Here is a 13,822-nt window from a genome sequence, read left to right as displayed (position 1 = left end):
CCGGCCCCCCGCTTCGGTCTGAACGGCCTCGTCCTCAAACGCCGGACGGGCCGGTCGGTCCGCTCACCTCAGCTCACCTCACGGGAAAGGCCACGTCGCACACCGGGTCCTGCGGTCCCGAGGCCTCCCAGTCCGCGAAGTACACCTCCCGGCAGGAGGCCGCCTGCTCCAGTCCCTGCTCGGTGATCCACTGCTCCACCGCCCCGAACGCGGCCAGGATCTGCGGATGGGCCACCTGCGCCTTGGTGATCCGGGTGAAGGCCAGCCGCCGTGCCGGCTCCACCCGCACCTTCGTCTCCCAGGGCCGCCCCCGCTCCTCGGCCCACGCCCGGGCGGCCGCCTCGTCGGCGACGGGCACACAGACCTCGGCGGGCCCGTCGCTCTCCATGGACACCTCGGCGTGGTAGACGACGAACGGCGACGCCGTGACGCCCCCGCACTCGCCGGCCGCCGCCAGCAACCGGGTCAGCGACGCCCCGATCCACGTGGGCAGCTCGTCCACCAGGGTGTGCCGGGTCTCGGTGATCACCACCTGCTCGGGCACGTCGGCCGTGTGCACCTCGAACTTGCCGTACATCTCGGAGCTCCTCCCCGAAAGTCGTCCACGGAGGTACTCGGCGAGGGTCCGCTGACCGGCCACCCGTGTCTCGACGCCCGCCCAGTACGCGGCGAGCCGGTCGGCCGCCACCGCGCCGTCCACTTCGACGGCGTCGACCACCTCGGCGACCTTGGCGAGCGGCATGTCCAGCTCGCGCAGCAGCGCCACGAGCCGGGCCCGCTCGATCTGGGACCCGCGGTAGTAGCGGTAGCCGCTGAACGCGTCGACGTGCGCCGGGATCAGCAGGCCGAGACGGTCGTACAGCCGCAGGGCCTTGGCCGACAGGCGGGCCCGCGTGGCGAACGCGCCGATGGTGAGCAGCTCCTCGTCCACGCCCTCGTCCTCGTCCTCCGTCGCCGGGCGGCCTGTTCCGCCCGGCATGAGGGAAGCTCCGCCCTGCCCCAGGGGCAAGGTCAACACCCGTGGGGCGGATCCGGGGGACCTCAGGCGAGCTGCTCCTCGACGGCCGCGACCAGCTCGGCGGCCTCGGGACCCGTCTGCGGGGAGAACCGGGCGACGACCTTGCCGTCCCGCCCGACCAGGAACTTCTCGAAGTTCCAGCGGATGTCGCCGCTGTACCCGTCGGCATCCGCGAAGCCGGTCAGACGCTCGTAGAGCGCGTGCCGTCCCTCCCCGTTCACCTCGACCTTCTCGGTCAGGGGGAAGGTGACGCCGTACGTGGCGGAGCAGAACTCGGCGATCTCCTCGGCGCTGCCCGGTTCCTGCCCCATGAACTGGTTGCACGGCACCCCGAGCACGGTGAAGCCCTGCCCGGCGTAGCGCTCGTGGAGATGTTCGAGCCCGGCGTACTGCGGGGTGAGCCCGCACTTGGACGCCACGTTCACCATGAGCACGACCCGCCCCGCGTACTGCCCGAGGTCGGCCGGCCCGCCCTGGAGGGCGCCGATCTGCACGGCCAGGGGGGAGTCCGGGGCGGTCGCGGCGTTGCTGTCTGAAGTGGTCATGAGCGGATGCTAGTGCCCGGCCGGCCGTGCGCATGAGCGGACGCCGGAGGGTCTGTCCCCGGGTCTGTCCCCTGGTCTGTCCCTGAGCCTATCCTTGAGGCCGCCGCCACGAGGATCTGCCCCGCCCCGGTCCGCGAGTACAGCACCGAACGTCCGGCCCGCCGGCGCTCCACCAGCCCGGCGTCCAGCAGCACGCGCAGATGGCGGCCCACGGAGCCCAGCGTCTGCCCGGTCAGGGCGGTCAGCTGGGTGGTGCTGAGCGGCGAGGCGAGCAGGATCAGCACCCGGGCGCGGGTACGGCCCAGCAGCGCGCCGAGGCCCGTGGGCACGGAGACGCGTCGCGCGTCGGTGTCGGCGAGGGCGCCGGCGCACGGGTAGACGACGGCGTACCGGCGCCGCGCCTCGTCCCACGCCACCCAGCCCGCTGTCGGGGTGACCGGGACGAAGACGAGCTGGGCGCCGGAGATCTCGCGCGGCGGGTACTCGTGCAGATTGACCTGGAACCGGTTCTCGCCGAGCCAGCGCGTGCCCGGCCGCAGGGTGTCCAGGACCGCGGCCCAGCCGCCCCGGCTGACCTGCGCGGTCCGTACCCCGACATCGGCTTCGAGGACGCGCCGCCGCCGGTCCCAGGTGGGCCGTACGGCGTCCGCCCACACCCACTCCAGGAGCCGGGCCGCGCGCTCGGGCAGATCGTCCCGCTCCAGGACGGCCGGCAGCGGGCCGGCGAGCGAGGTCCGCAGGTGCGCGCGGGCCTCGGCAGGACCGGCGGCGCGCACCCGCTCGACGCCCTCCTCGAAGGACTCCTCGTCGTGTGGCGTGGGGGTGAGGAAGTCGGCGATCCAGTCCCGGCCGAGTCCGGCGCGGACGAGGAGCGCGGTGACCGGGTCGTCGGCGAGGAGCCGCCGGTAGGCGGGCAGGTGCGCGCGCAGCCACGCCTGCTCGCCGGGATGCCCGCCGGCGCCCGCGTGCAGCAGCTTCAGACTCGCGAAGGTCTCGGCGAGCGGTGAGAGCAGGAACCGGCTCCCGGCGAGTGTGTCGGCGTTGACCTGCCACCAGCCCATGCGCCCTCCCCGGGACCTTTCGCACCCGCGCGAAACAATAACCACCGTCCCCCGACCCGTTCGAGACTCCGGCGCATGCGCAGCTACCAGCAGCTCTTCCGCACCCCGGAGTTCACCCCGCTCTTCCTCGCGTCCTGTGCGCAGACGGTGGCCCAGACGGCGAGCGGGCTCGCGCTCGGCACCCTGGTGTACCGGGCGACGGACTCGCCGCTGCTCGCGGCCGTGAGCATGTTCGGCCCCGCGCTGGCCCAGGTGCTCGGGGCCACCCTGTTCCTGTCCGGTGCGGACCGGCTGCCGCCGCGGCGTGCGCTGGTGGGCGTCTGCCTGTCCTTCGCGGCGGGCACGGCACTGCTGGCGCTGCCCGGTCTGCCGCTGTGGGCGCTCTTCGCCGTGGTCCTCGCGCAGGGGCTGGTCGCCTCCCTGGGTGGGGGAGTCCGCTGGGGTCTGCTGAACGAGATCCTGTCCAAGGACGGCTACCTGCTGGGGCGTTCGGTGTTCAACATGATGAGCGGCATCATGCAGATCGTCGGGTACGCGACGGGCGGGGTGCTGGTGGCGGCCCTGTCCCCGCGAACCTCACTGCTGCTGTCGGCCGCGCTGTACGCCGTGGCGGCCGCGGTGCTCCGCCTCGGCCTGACCCACCGGCGGCCCCGTGCCGGTGGCCGCCCCTCCGTCTCGGCGACCTGGCGCACCAACGCCCTGCTGTGGTCCACCCGCCTGCGCCGCCTGACCTACCTGGGTCTGTGGATCCCCAACGGCCTGGTGGTCGGCTGCGAGTCCCTCTACGTCTCCTACGCCCCCGCCGCGGCGGGCACGCTGTTCGCGTGCGCGGCGTTCGGGATGCTGGTCGGCGACGTGACGGTCGGCCGCCTGCTGCCCCCGGCGGTACGCCGCCGTGCGGCCACGCCGCTGCTTCTGTTGCTGGCCGCCCCGTACCTGCTCTTCGCCCTCCACCCGCCCGTACCGGTGGCGGCCTGCCTGGTCGCCCTGGCTTCCGTCGGCTTCGGCGCGAGCCTGGTCCAGCAGGAGCGCCTGATGGACTCGACCCCCGACGAACTGGCCGGCCACGCGCTGGGCCTGCACTCCGCGGGCATGCTCACCCTCCAGGGCGTCGGCGCCACCCTGGCCGGCACGCTCGCCCAACTGACCTCCCCCGCCACGGCGATGACGGCGACGGCAGCGGCCTCGGCGGCGGTCACCCTGACCCTGGCCACGGCCTCCCGCCGCCCCGCCCCCGAGAAGCACACCCCTTCTTCACCCACACCAGCCCACCCCACCGCCCCAACAGCCCCATCCCCAGACCCACAAGAAGAGCACCCCAGTCGATGACATGCGGCAACCCGGGAAAGAACGCGAAGAACCCGACCCCGACCCCGAACCCAACGACAAAGCCGCATACCCCGGCCCTTCGCCGCATCACGCCTGCCCACTTCTGTGCCGGTCCGGCCGCCTTCCCCTGCTGCCGCTGCTGCTCGCTCATACTCGGCTCACTTCGTGACGTGGTGACACTGACTCACCCGCCGCACGCCGTTGACGTAGAGGTGGGCGCATGCCTTGCCATAACGAGGCAGAGTCTGAGGAGAGTTGCTCCGCATGGGGTCGATCTTGCACTCGTCGTGCGTTCGGCCGCGCGAGGTGCGATACGTGCGGTTGCCGGTGTCCGCGTAGGTGAAGTCGATACGCCAGTTGCAGAAGCCGCTGCTGAGTGCTCCCACGAAGGCGCAGTCGACGCCGGCGTTCTGGTAGGTGATCCGGAGTGCGCTGCCGCGGACGATGTGCGTGAACATGCAGCCGGTGGGGACTTTCATGGTCACACCGCCCACGCTGTACTCGAAGGTGCGAACGGGTGTCGAGCCGACCGCCGTGGCACCGGCGCCCGTCGCCGACGAGAAGACCAGCGCGCCGGCGGCACCCAGGGCCGTGATGAGACGCGCGACCTGTCGAATGGCCATGGTGATCCCCTCCTGATGGCCTCTTGTCCATTACGGGGGACAACCGCGCCCAGGCAGCGCGAGTTGCGGGGTCACGATCCGGTTCACCGTCCCAGGTGATCGCTGTATGCCCTTGCTGACCTGCAGAAACGTTATGAACGGCGCGGCGGGTTGTCCCGCCGCGCCGCTTTGTCTGCGAAGGTTCCCGAACGCTCCGCTGCGCTACCGGCGCCAGTCGTCCGGCAGCTTCTGCCGCTTGTGCCGCGGCGGGACGCCTTTCGCTCGACGATTCAGCTTTCGGCACAGCCACAGCCACCACGACAGCGGCAGCACCGCGCGCAAGAGGCACAGGATCGCGACGTAGGCACCGGCGACCAAGCCGACACCGCAGCCCTTGCTGAGCAACGTGTGATGGTGGTCGTCCGCCCAGTCGCCGAGCGTCCCGGCGCCGAGCAGCAGGGCGATCCCGGCTGTCGCCGCGAGGAAGAACAGGAAGCGCGTCCGCATGGCGCGGATCATCGCACTGGCGCGAACGAGCACGCCAGGACCAATGGCTGTGCCAGTGAGTGCCAGCGTCCGACCACAACAAATGCCGGCCTAGTCCTTGACCGCCCCCGCGTTCGCGCCCTGGACGAACTGGCGTTGGAAGCAGAAGAAGAGGATGGCCACGGGGAGGGTCGACAGTAGGGCCGCGGCCAGTTTCAGGGGGTACTGGGTGCCGCCGCCCAGGCTGCCGGAGACCATGCGGGCGAGGCCGGTGGTCAGGGTTTCGTACTGGCTGGACTGGGTGGCCACGAGGTAGTGGGTGAACTCGTTCCAGGAGCCCTGGAACGCCAGGATCGTCACCGTGATCAGGGCGGGCCGGGCCATCGGCAGGACGATCGACCAGTAGGTGCGGAAGACACCGGCGCCGTCGACCCGGGCGGCTTCCTCCACTTCCCGGGGGATCGACTCGAAGAACTGCTTCATGATGAAGACCTGCGCCGCGTCCACCAGCAGCGGCAGGATCATGGCCGCGTAGGTGTCGAACAGCCCGAAGGTGTTGAGCACCAGGAACCTCGGGATCAGCAGCACAATGGGCGGCACCGCGATCACGGTGAGCAGGAACCCGAACAGCAGCGCGCGGCCGGGGAAGCGCAGCCGGGCCAGCGCGTACCCGGCCATCGAGGCGAACAGGACCCGCCCGGCCGTGACGACGGACGCGACGAACACCGAGTTGCCCAGCCAGCGCAGGAACGGCACACCGTCCCCGGCCTGGTTGATGCCGAACAGACGCTGGTAGGCGGCGGTCGTCGGGGTGACCGGGAGCAGCCCGAGGGGATGTGCCGCCGCGTCCGGGTCCGTCTTGAACCCGGTGACCAACTGGATGGCGAACGGCATCAGATACAGCAGCCCGAGCAGCACCAGCAGCGCGTACCCGAGGATCCGCAGGGGCCGGGGGAAGCGTCCGAGTACCGGACGCCCCTGCGCCCGGGCGGCGTGGGAAGGCGCGCTCATCGGTTCCTCCGGGGGCGGGCCGCGCGCTCGCGCAGCAGGAAGCGTTGCAGGCCCGTCATGGTCAGGATCAGTACGAGCAGGATGAAGGCGATGGCCGCCCCCTGACCGAAGTCGGCGTCGTCGAAGGCGGTCGAGTAGGACAGGAAGGCCGGCGTGAGCGTGGTGTTGCCGGGCGCGCCCTGGCTCATCACGTACACCTGGTCGAAGACCTGCCAGGTGGCGATCAGGCCGAGGGTGAGCACGAGGAACAGCACGGGCCGCAGCGCGGGCAGCGTCACGTACCGCAGCATCTGGAAGCGGTTGACGCCCTCGATGGCGGCCGCCTCCTCCAGCTCGCGCGGGACGTCCTGGAGGGCCGCGAGGAAGATCAGCATGAAGGTGCCGGACGTCGTCCACACGGCGAGCAGGATGATCGTGCACATCGCGACCGACGGCCCGGACAGCCACTCGAACCAGGAGAGACCCATGAACGAGTGGTCGACCAGCACGCCCGAGGGGTGGGCGGTGTCGACGACGCCCAGGCCACCGAGCAGCAGGGAGAGCACTCCGCGCGGATCGTTGAACCAGTTCGGGCCCTTCACCCCGATCCAGGACAGCGCCGTGTTGACGGCGCCGCTGCCCTGGAACAGGAAGAGGAAGATCGTGGAGACCGCGATCGAGCTGGTGACCGAGGGGAAGAAGAACGCGGTGCGCAGGGCACCCCGTGCGCGCAGCAGCCGCTGATTGACGATGAGCGCCAGACCCAGCGCGAGGAGGGTCTGGAGCGGCACGGTCAGCAGCACGTAGTACAGGGTGTTGCGCAGCGAGGTCGCGAACAGGGTGCGGTCCAGGCCGTCCTGGGCGAGCAGGTCCCGGTAGTTGTCCAGGCCCGCGAAATCCGCCTGCGCGCTGAACGGGTTGGACTGCCCGTCCCAGTGCAGCAGGCTCACCCACAGCGCCATCAGGGTCGGCAGGACGAGGAACAGGCCGAGAACGAGCACCGCGGGGCTGACGAACAGCCAGCCCCAGGCGCCCTCCGCGCGGCGCCCCACCCGCCGGGCGGGCGCCGCCGAGTTCAGGCCGGGCCCGCCGGGCGTGTCAGGTTCGCCCGGCGGGCCGGCCGTACGGGACCCCTCGCCGGCGCGGGAGCGCGGCTCCGGACGGGGGTGGTGTGGCGTACGCGCGGACACGGTGGGTCAGTTGCCCTTCGTGAGCGCTGCTTCGCCGTTGCGCTGGAGGCCGGCGAGGATCTTCTTCGGGTCGGCGGTGGCCAGCCCCGCGAGGTCGGTGTTGAACTGGCCGAGCACCTTGTCGAACCCGGCGAGGGTCACGGGACCCTGGGCGTAGGCGCTGGCGTCGACCCATGCCTTCGCGTCGGGGTTCTGCCGCGCGTACTCGGCCAGGGCGCTGGTGCGCGAGGGCATCACGCCGAAGGCGTCGGCGTTCTTCAGCTGCTGCGCGCTGGAGTTCAGGTGCGTCACCAGGTCCACGGCCGCGGCCCGGTGGGCGCTCTCGGCGGCCACGCCCCAGCACTGGCTGAAGGCGAGCGTGCCCTGGCCGGACGGACCGGCGGGCAGCGGGACCATCTTGTACTTCACGTCGGGGAAGTCGGCCTTCATGGCGCCGCTGAGCCAGTTGCCCTCGATGGTCATGGCGGCCTTGCCCTTGCCGAAGGCCTCACCGCCCCAGTTGGTGTCGACCTCGTTGGCGTACTTCATGGAGCCGGACTTCAGCAGGGACTGCACGTAGCGGAGCGCCTGCACGTTCTGGTCGCTGTCGGCGGTCATCTTCGACTGGTCGGCGTTGGTGATCCAGCCGCCGGCCTCCTTCATGAAGACGCCGAGCCGCGCGTATTCGCCGCTGGTGACCAGTCCGGTCACGCCGTGCCCGGTCAGCTTGTCCGCGACCTTCCTCAGCTGGTCCCAGGTCGTCGGGTAGTCCTTCTCGGTCAGCCCGGCCTTCGTCCACAGGGCGGTGTTGACCGCCAGGGCGAGCGTGGAGGTGTCCTTGGGCAGGCACACCAGCTTGCCGTCGTGGGTGAACGAGGCGCGCAGCTGCTCGGAGAAGTCGTCGGCGTCCTTGACCTTGTCGCCGTAGGCGTACAGGGAGCCGCCTCTGGTGTAGTTCGCGAACTGGTCGGAGTTGACGTAGAAGGCGTCCGGCGGCTTGTGCCCGGCGAACGCCTGGGCGAGCTGCTGGTTCATGTCCTTGGCGACATCGACGGTCACCGTGTTGCCGGACTGCTTGGCGTACGCGGCCGCCGCCTCCTTGACGGCCTTGGTCTCGGCGTCGCCCGAGCTGGCTATCAGCACCGTCAGGTGCTGGTGGGAGCCGGAGTCCTGCTCCGTCTTCTTGTCGCCGCCGAAGCTCGACGAGCAGCCCGCGGTGGCCAGTAGTGCCGCGCAGGTGGTGAGGGCCGCGACGGCCGTACGGTGGGACATGGATTCCTCCGGGGTTCGGGGATGTTGGGGTGCGGCTCCGCCCGGCGGCGCGGGACACGGCCGGGGTGGAGGAGGGGGGAGTACTCGGGATCGGGGTCGCCGACCGGGGTGGCGCCGACCGAGGTGGCACCGACCGGGACGGTGCTGAGCGGGATGGTGCTCAGCGGGACGGTGCGGCCTGGGCGGTGCCGATCGGGTGGTGCCGGCGGGGTGGTGCCGGCCCGTGGTGATCGGTGCCTGTCGAGCCGTCGTCAGACGGGGGGCACGGTCGCGGCCGCTCCCGCGTTGGGTGCGCGGGCGCTGTCCCGGACGACCAGGGACGGCGGCAGCAGGATGCGTTCGGGCGGTGCGTCGGGAGCGGCCATCCGCGCCAGCAGCAGCCGCACGCACTCCCGGCCGACCTCCTCCAGCGGCTGGGCGAGGGAGGTCAGCGCGGGGGACAGGAGTTCGGCGGTCGGCGAGTCGTCGAAGCCGACCACGGCCACGTCGCGGCCGGGGACGGCGCCACGCTCGCGCAGGGTCTGGTAGCAGCCGAGCGCCAGCATGTCGCTGGCCGCGACCACCGCGGTGGCGCCCGCGTCCAGCAGCGGCTTCACGGCGGCGCGGGCCGCGTCGATGTCGTTCACGCTCTCCGCGCGCCGCCCGCGCGTCGGCAGCCCGTGCCGTTTCATGGCCCGCTGCCAGCCCTCGGCGCGGTCGTCACCGGCGCCGGAGGAACCGCGCCCCCAGCCGAGGAAGGCGATCCTGCGATGCCCCAGGGCGACCAGGTGCTCCACGGCGGCGTCCGTGCCGAAGGCGCCGTCGACGTCGACCCAGTCCCCGATCTGCCGCCGGGACCACATCCGGCCGAAGGCGACGAACGGCACGCCCCGCTTGGCGAGCCAGGCCTGGCGCGGGTCGTTGTGCTCGGTGCCGCTGAGCACGAAGCCGTCGACCTCGTGCTGGTCGAGCAGCTCCTCGTAGCCGTCCAGCGTCGGTTCGCCGGGCTGGCAGGCGAACAGCAGCACGCGGTAGCCGGCCTCGTCGGCGGCCTGCGACAGGGCGTGCAGGAACCGGTCGAGGACGGGGCTGCTGGCCGGGGCGGGCAGGATGCCGTAGCCGATCAGCTTGCTGGAGCGGGTGCGCAGCGTCTGCGCGGCGCGGCTGGGGCGGTAGCCCATCTCGTCGATCACCCGGCGGACCCGCTCCAGGGTCTCGGGGCGCAGCAGGCCGGGCGAGTTGATCGCGTTCGACACCGTCTGCGGGGAGACCCCGGCCCGGCGCGCGACCATGGCGAGCGTCACCGGGCCGCCCCTGGCGGGCGGGTCGTTGCTGGAGCGGGGCATTGCGGGCCTCCGGCGTGCAGAGGGAACGAGGAGCATGTTTTAGCGTTCCAAAAGCATTGTCAGCGCTCTGACGAGTCACTTACTGTCTTTGGAACGTTCAAACGCTGAGAGGTTCTACTCCCTTGGACTCGACTGTCAAGACCCCGGACGCCAACGGCTCGGTCACGCCGCCCCCCGCGGTGACCGAGGGCCTTCAGCCGTTCCTGCACGACGCGGTCGTCACGCTGTACGCGCCCAGCTTCGTGATCTCGCGCCCGGACGGGGCCCTGGACGGCGGCGCGGACGGCTTCTTCCACGGCGACCGCCGGGCGCTCTCCCAGCTGACCGTCGCGGCCGACGGCATCCCGCTGGTGCCGGTCGGGCACGGGCTGCGCGGGGCGGACCAGGCGGACTTCCGGTCGATCCTGCGCGGGCTCGGAGAGGTGACGCCCGACCCCGCGGTCGCCCTGCACCGCCGCCGGACCACGACGTCCGGAGGGCTGGAGGAGGTCCTCGACATCACCAACGCGGGCACCCGGTCGGTCCGTTTCCGGCTGACGGTCACGGCCGGCACGGACCTCGCCACCATGGAGGAGGTCAAGTCCGGGCGCCTGGTGGAGACGGCACCCGCGCAGGCCTTCGGCGGGAGCGAACTGGCGTGGGCGAGCGACGGGTTCGCCGTACGCCTGACCAGTGAGCCCGCGCCCGACGCGCTGGACGCGCCGGCGGGCCGGCTGTCGTACGACATCGCCCTGGACGCCGGTGCCTCGTGGACGGCGACCCTGCGCTGCACCGCGGCCCACGCCGACGGCGACCAGTTCCCGGCGCCCCCGGCCGACGCCCTACCGTGGCGCACCCCCGCCCTGCGCAGCGCGGACCGAGGCCTCGACCGGTGGCTGGAGCAGTCGCTGGCCGACCTGGACCGCCTGCGCCTGACGGACCCGCGGTCGACCGGGGAGCGGCCGGACCAGTTCCTGGCCGCGGGCGCCCCCTGGTTCCTGACCCTCTTCGGCCGCGACTCGCTCTGGGCCGCCCGCATGCTGCTCCCGCTCGGCACCGAGCTCGCGGCGGGCACCCTGCGCACCCTCGCCCGCCGCCAGGGCGGCGTCACCGACCCGGCCACCGAGGAACAGCCGGGCAAGATCCTGCACGAAGTGCGGCGCGGCACCTCGTCGTTCAGCGACACGTTCTCGCTGCCGCCGGTGTACTACGGCACGGTGGACGCCACCCCGCTGTGGATCTCCCTGCTCCACGACGCCTGGCGCTGGGGCCTGGCACCGGAGGAGGTCGAGCGGATGCTGCCGCACGCCGAGTCGGCGCTGGCCTGGATGCGCGACCAGGGGGACGCCGGCGGTGACGGCTTCCTCAAGTACGTCGACCTGTCCGGCCGGGGCCTGGCCAACCAGGGCTGGAAGGACTCCGGCGACTCCATCCGGTACCGCGACGGCAGCCTCGCCCGCCCGCCGATCGCGCTGTGCGAGGTACAGGCGTACGCGTACGAGGCCGCGCGCGGCGGAGCGGCGCTGCTGCGGTCCTTCGGCCGCCCGGGGGCCGACGAGTGGGAGGAGTGGGCCGACCGGCTCGCCGCGCGCTTCCGCGAGCGCTTCTGGGTGGAGGACGAGCGGGGCCCGTACCCGGCGGTCGCGCTGGACGGCGACGGCAGGCCGGCCGACTCGGTCACCTCGGGCTTCGGCCACCTCCTGGGCACGGGGCTGCTGAACCACGAGGAGAGCGCGCTGCTCGCGGCCCGGCTGGCCGGCGGCGACCTGGACGCGGGCCACGGTCTGCGCACGCTGAGCAGCGAGGCGGTGGGCTTCAACCCGTACGGCTACCACATCGGTTCGATCTGGCCGCACGACACGGCGATCGCCGTGCACGGCCTGGTCCGGGCCGGTTTCCCGGACGCCGCGGCGTCGCTGGCGGACGGCCTGCTGACGGCGTCGGCGGCGTTCGAGGCCCGGCTGCCGGAGCTCTTCGCGGGTCACGGTGCCGAGGCCGGCCCGCGTCCCGCGCCCTATCCGGCGTCCTGCCGGCCCCAGGCGTGGGCGGCCGCGTCCTCGGTCCTCGTGCTCCAGTCGGCCCTCGGCCTGAGCGCGGACGTCCCCGCCGGCACCCTCACGGTGACCCCGACCTTCGCGCGCGCCTACGGCCCGCTGACGGTCACCGGTCTCCAAGCGGGCGGACATCCTCTGGACGTCACGGTGAGGGCGGACGGATCGGCCGAGGTGACGGCCCCGAAGGGGCTGACGCTGATCACCGGCTGACCTGGGCCGAGGGCCGACCGCCGGCTACGGGACGGGGGAGAGCCCGAGGCCCGGGCTGGTCGGAGTACGGGCTGGTCGGGGTACGGGCCCGGCAGGCTCCGGGTGGCGGCGGCCCCCGTCGGTCGGGGGAGCCGCCGCCGGTCGCAGGAGCCGGTGTCACTCGTCGTCGAGCGGGGCCGAGGACTCCGCGAGCCGTTCGCCGATGTCGTCCGCCCATTCCTGGGCCCAGCGGCGGAGCTCGGCGACGGCCCGGTCGTCGAGCCCGCAGGCGGTGAACTCGCGGTCGTCGATCCATTCGGCGCCGACCAGGCGGGTCTGGAGATCGGTGAGGTCGAGGGCGTCACCGGCGTGGCGGCGGCCGAGTTCCTCCAACTCCGGGTAGCTCCACCGGTCGGCGGCGGCGTGGACGTCGACGAGGTCGGGGGCGAGGCCCTGGCCGGCCAGGGCGCGCACCCTGGTGCCGACGAGGTCCTCGAGGGAGAGGACCGGCCCGGACTCGCTCACCTCCACCGGCCGCCACAGCACTTCCTTGACCACCTGCACGACGTACTCCGCCCCGGCCCTGAACTCCGCCTCGGGCTCCGGCTCCGTCCCGGCGCCCGCCCCGGCCCCGGTCTCCGCCCCGGCCCCGGTCTCCGCCTCGGCCCCGGTCTCCTCCTCGGCCCTGGTCTCCTCCTCGGCCACCGGGGCGTCCACCACCAGCCGGGCCGCCAGCGGCTCCGTCTCCGATGTCCGCACCCGCCAGCCGCGTTCCTCCAGGCCGGCGCGTAGCGCCGTGACGATGTCTCCCGTCTCGACCGGGCTCTCGGTGGCCACGTCGACGCCCCGGACGGGCCGGTCCACCAGCCCGTGCGCCCGTACCGCGTCCCCACCGGCGAGCACCAGGCCGTACGGCGTCCCCACCGCCAGCAGATCGCTCAGCAGCCGCCGCCGCACCTCACCGCCGTTCACCCGACGATTATCGCCACCGGGCGCCGACCGGGGCGGTACCGGCGCCCGGACGCGCGTCGGCCCTGTCGCCGCTCCGCGAAGAAATCCCGCGGGGGTGTCATCCGGCCGTGATCCGACGGGAGTTTGAACAGGTGGAGAGGCGCGAGGCGTCCTCCTTCCGACAGCCAGCCTGGATCCCGCAAGGGTCCGTGTTCCGCGAGGAGTTGCCCGTTCATGAGACGGACACTGAAGTACCTGGCCTGCGCGGCCGTCACCGCCGCCGTGGTGGGAACGGCCACCGCGTCGTACGCCGTACCCGCGAAGGCGCCGCACAGCACGGTCGCGAAGGCCCGGACCGCCGCGGTGGCGCACCCGACGGCGAAGAAGACCGCCCCGACGCCCCGCATCGTCGCCCCCGGTGAGCACGTGACGGCCGTCCCCGGCTTCGAGCTCTGGCTCACGGCCGAGGGCAAGCACTGGACGACGCCCTTCTCGCCCGAGCCGCAGTTCCGCAGCGTGGTCGACGGCAACATCGACCGGAGCACCCCCGGCGTCTCGATGCAGTCCGAGGTCACGGAGAGCCGTGCCTACCTCTCCGGCCTGTACTACGGCGGCAAGGGCACCGCGTCCAGCGTCGAGGTCGACACCGCGGACGGGACGGTGCGCGGCAAGCTCATCGAACTGCCCGGCAAGCCCGGATGGGGCGTCTGGTACGCCACCGCCGACGTCAAGCCCGGCAGCGGTTCCTGGGACTACGTCTCCCAGGTCACCGTCCACGACACCAAGGGCGGGATCTACGCGCAGTTGATGCGCTGATCTCCCGGGCGGGGGCCCGCGCGGTCCCCGCCCCCG

Annotated in this window: 13 protein-coding genes; 3 read left to right on the top strand and 10 right to left on the bottom strand. The window is 72.6% G+C overall.

Annotated features, from left to right (window positions below; translation table 11 throughout):
* Positions 1 to 73 precede the first annotated feature (73 nt).
* The 3 genes from ACIHCX_RS23625 to ACIHCX_RS23615 form a co-directional block, all read right to left on the bottom strand.
* Positions 74 to 979, bottom strand: coding sequence for a MerR family transcriptional regulator (locus ACIHCX_RS23625; protein ID WP_400032542.1), 906 nt, complete (start codon positions 977 to 979; stop codon positions 74 to 76).
* Positions 980 to 1,041: 62 nt separating this feature from the next.
* The gene (locus ACIHCX_RS23620) at positions 1,042 to 1,563 is read right to left on the bottom strand and encodes a glutathione peroxidase (protein ID WP_400032540.1); all 522 of its coding nucleotides are present in this window, start codon (positions 1,561 to 1,563) and stop codon (positions 1,042 to 1,044) included.
* Positions 1,560 to 2,624 carry a winged helix-turn-helix domain-containing protein gene (locus tag ACIHCX_RS23615; RefSeq protein WP_400032538.1) on the bottom strand — a complete coding sequence of 355 codons (1,065 nt, stop codon included), beginning with the start codon at positions 2,622 to 2,624 and terminating at the stop codon, positions 1,560 to 1,562. The genes ACIHCX_RS23620 and ACIHCX_RS23615 overlap by 4 nt, the downstream gene beginning before the upstream one ends.
* Before the next feature lie 75 nt (positions 2,625 to 2,699).
* On the opposite strand from ACIHCX_RS23615, the gene ACIHCX_RS23610 reads away from it, so the two are divergent.
* A complete protein-coding gene (locus ACIHCX_RS23610; RefSeq protein ID WP_400032536.1) occupies positions 2,700 to 3,953 on the top strand; it encodes an MFS transporter in 1,254 nt (417 codons plus the stop codon).
* A 158-nt stretch (positions 3,954 to 4,111) separates the two neighbouring features.
* Here ACIHCX_RS23610 and ACIHCX_RS23605 read toward each other — a convergent pair whose 3' ends face one another.
* From ACIHCX_RS23605 to ACIHCX_RS23580, 6 genes are all read right to left on the bottom strand, one after another.
* On the bottom strand, positions 4,112 to 4,576 hold the full coding sequence (locus tag ACIHCX_RS23605) for a hypothetical protein (RefSeq protein WP_400032534.1): 465 nt from the start codon (positions 4,574 to 4,576) through the stop codon (positions 4,112 to 4,114).
* A gap of 201 nt (positions 4,577 to 4,777) precedes the next feature.
* A complete protein-coding gene (locus ACIHCX_RS23600; protein WP_400032532.1) occupies positions 4,778 to 5,062 on the bottom strand; it encodes a hypothetical protein in 285 nt (94 codons plus the stop codon).
* 90 nt (positions 5,063 to 5,152) lie between these two features.
* Positions 5,153 to 6,052 (bottom strand): carbohydrate ABC transporter permease, encoded by a 900-nt coding sequence (locus tag ACIHCX_RS23595; protein WP_400032530.1) that lies wholly within the window; start codon positions 6,050 to 6,052, stop codon positions 5,153 to 5,155.
* Positions 6,049 to 7,221: a carbohydrate ABC transporter permease gene (locus ACIHCX_RS23590; RefSeq protein WP_400032528.1), complete on the bottom strand. Its 1,173-nt coding sequence runs from the start codon at positions 7,219 to 7,221 to the stop codon at positions 6,049 to 6,051. Before ACIHCX_RS23590 ends, ACIHCX_RS23595 begins: the two co-directional genes overlap by 4 nt.
* A 6-nt stretch (positions 7,222 to 7,227) precedes the next feature.
* Entirely contained in the window at positions 7,228 to 8,472 is a 1,245-nt protein-coding gene (locus ACIHCX_RS23585) for an extracellular solute-binding protein (protein WP_400032526.1), read from the bottom strand.
* A 251-nt stretch (positions 8,473 to 8,723) separates the two neighbouring features.
* On the bottom strand, positions 8,724 to 9,797 hold the full coding sequence (locus ACIHCX_RS23580) for a LacI family DNA-binding transcriptional regulator (protein ID WP_400032524.1): 1,074 nt from the start codon (positions 9,795 to 9,797) through the stop codon (positions 8,724 to 8,726).
* 122 nt (positions 9,798 to 9,919) lie between these two features.
* Here ACIHCX_RS23580 and ACIHCX_RS23575 point away from each other — a divergent pair, with 122 nt between their 5' ends.
* Positions 9,920 to 12,040 carry a glycogen debranching N-terminal domain-containing protein gene (locus tag ACIHCX_RS23575; RefSeq protein ID WP_400032522.1) on the top strand — a complete coding sequence of 707 codons (2,121 nt, stop codon included), beginning with the start codon at positions 9,920 to 9,922 and terminating at the stop codon, positions 12,038 to 12,040.
* A 156-nt stretch (positions 12,041 to 12,196) separates the two neighbouring features.
* Here the strand turns inward: ACIHCX_RS23575 and ACIHCX_RS23570 are convergent, their stop codons facing one another.
* Positions 12,197 to 12,991 (bottom strand): hypothetical protein, encoded by a 795-nt coding sequence (locus ACIHCX_RS23570; RefSeq protein ID WP_400032520.1) that lies wholly within the window; start codon positions 12,989 to 12,991, stop codon positions 12,197 to 12,199.
* Positions 12,992 to 13,204: 213 nt separating this feature from the next.
* On the opposite strand from ACIHCX_RS23570, the gene ACIHCX_RS23565 reads away from it, so the two are divergent.
* Complete coding sequence (locus ACIHCX_RS23565) at positions 13,205 to 13,786, top strand: hypothetical protein (RefSeq protein WP_400032518.1); 582 nt, start codon at positions 13,205 to 13,207, stop codon at positions 13,784 to 13,786.
* The last annotated feature ends 36 nt before the right edge of the window (positions 13,787 to 13,822 follow it).

Origin of the sequence: Streptomyces sp. NPDC052043, assembly GCF_044548235.1 — a bacterium.
Taxonomy (GTDB): domain Bacteria; phylum Actinomycetota; class Actinomycetes; order Streptomycetales; family Streptomycetaceae; genus Streptomyces.
The sequence above is the reverse complement of the archived record's forward strand: the minus strand, read 5'-3'. Positions and strand labels throughout refer to the sequence as shown.

Coding starts and splice junctions, on each gene's coding strand:
- ACIHCX_RS23600 (WP_400032532.1), bottom strand. CDS start 5,062: ATGCGGACGCGCTTCCTGTTCTTCCTCGCGGCGACAGCCGGGATCGCC.
- ACIHCX_RS23605 (WP_400032534.1), bottom strand. CDS start 4,576: ATGGCCATTCGACAGGTCGCGCGTCTCATCACGGCCCTGGGTGCCGCC.
- ACIHCX_RS23585 (WP_400032526.1), bottom strand. CDS start 8,472: ATGTCCCACCGTACGGCCGTCGCGGCCCTCACCACCTGCGCGGCACTA.
- ACIHCX_RS23615 (WP_400032538.1), bottom strand. CDS start 2,624: ATGGGCTGGTGGCAGGTCAACGCCGACACACTCGCCGGGAGCCGGTTC.
- ACIHCX_RS23565 (WP_400032518.1), top strand. CDS start 13,205: ATGAGACGGACACTGAAGTACCTGGCCTGCGCGGCCGTCACCGCCGCC.
- ACIHCX_RS23610 (WP_400032536.1), top strand. CDS start 2,700: ATGCGCAGCTACCAGCAGCTCTTCCGCACCCCGGAGTTCACCCCGCTC.
- ACIHCX_RS23620 (WP_400032540.1), bottom strand. CDS start 1,563: ATGACCACTTCAGACAGCAACGCCGCGACCGCCCCGGACTCCCCCCTG.
- ACIHCX_RS23625 (WP_400032542.1), bottom strand. CDS start 979: ATGCCGGGCGGAACAGGCCGCCCGGCGACGGAGGACGAGGACGAGGGC.
- ACIHCX_RS23580 (WP_400032524.1), bottom strand. CDS start 9,797: ATGCCCCGCTCCAGCAACGACCCGCCCGCCAGGGGCGGCCCGGTGACG.
- ACIHCX_RS23595 (WP_400032530.1), bottom strand. CDS start 6,052: ATGAGCGCGCCTTCCCACGCCGCCCGGGCGCAGGGGCGTCCGGTACTC.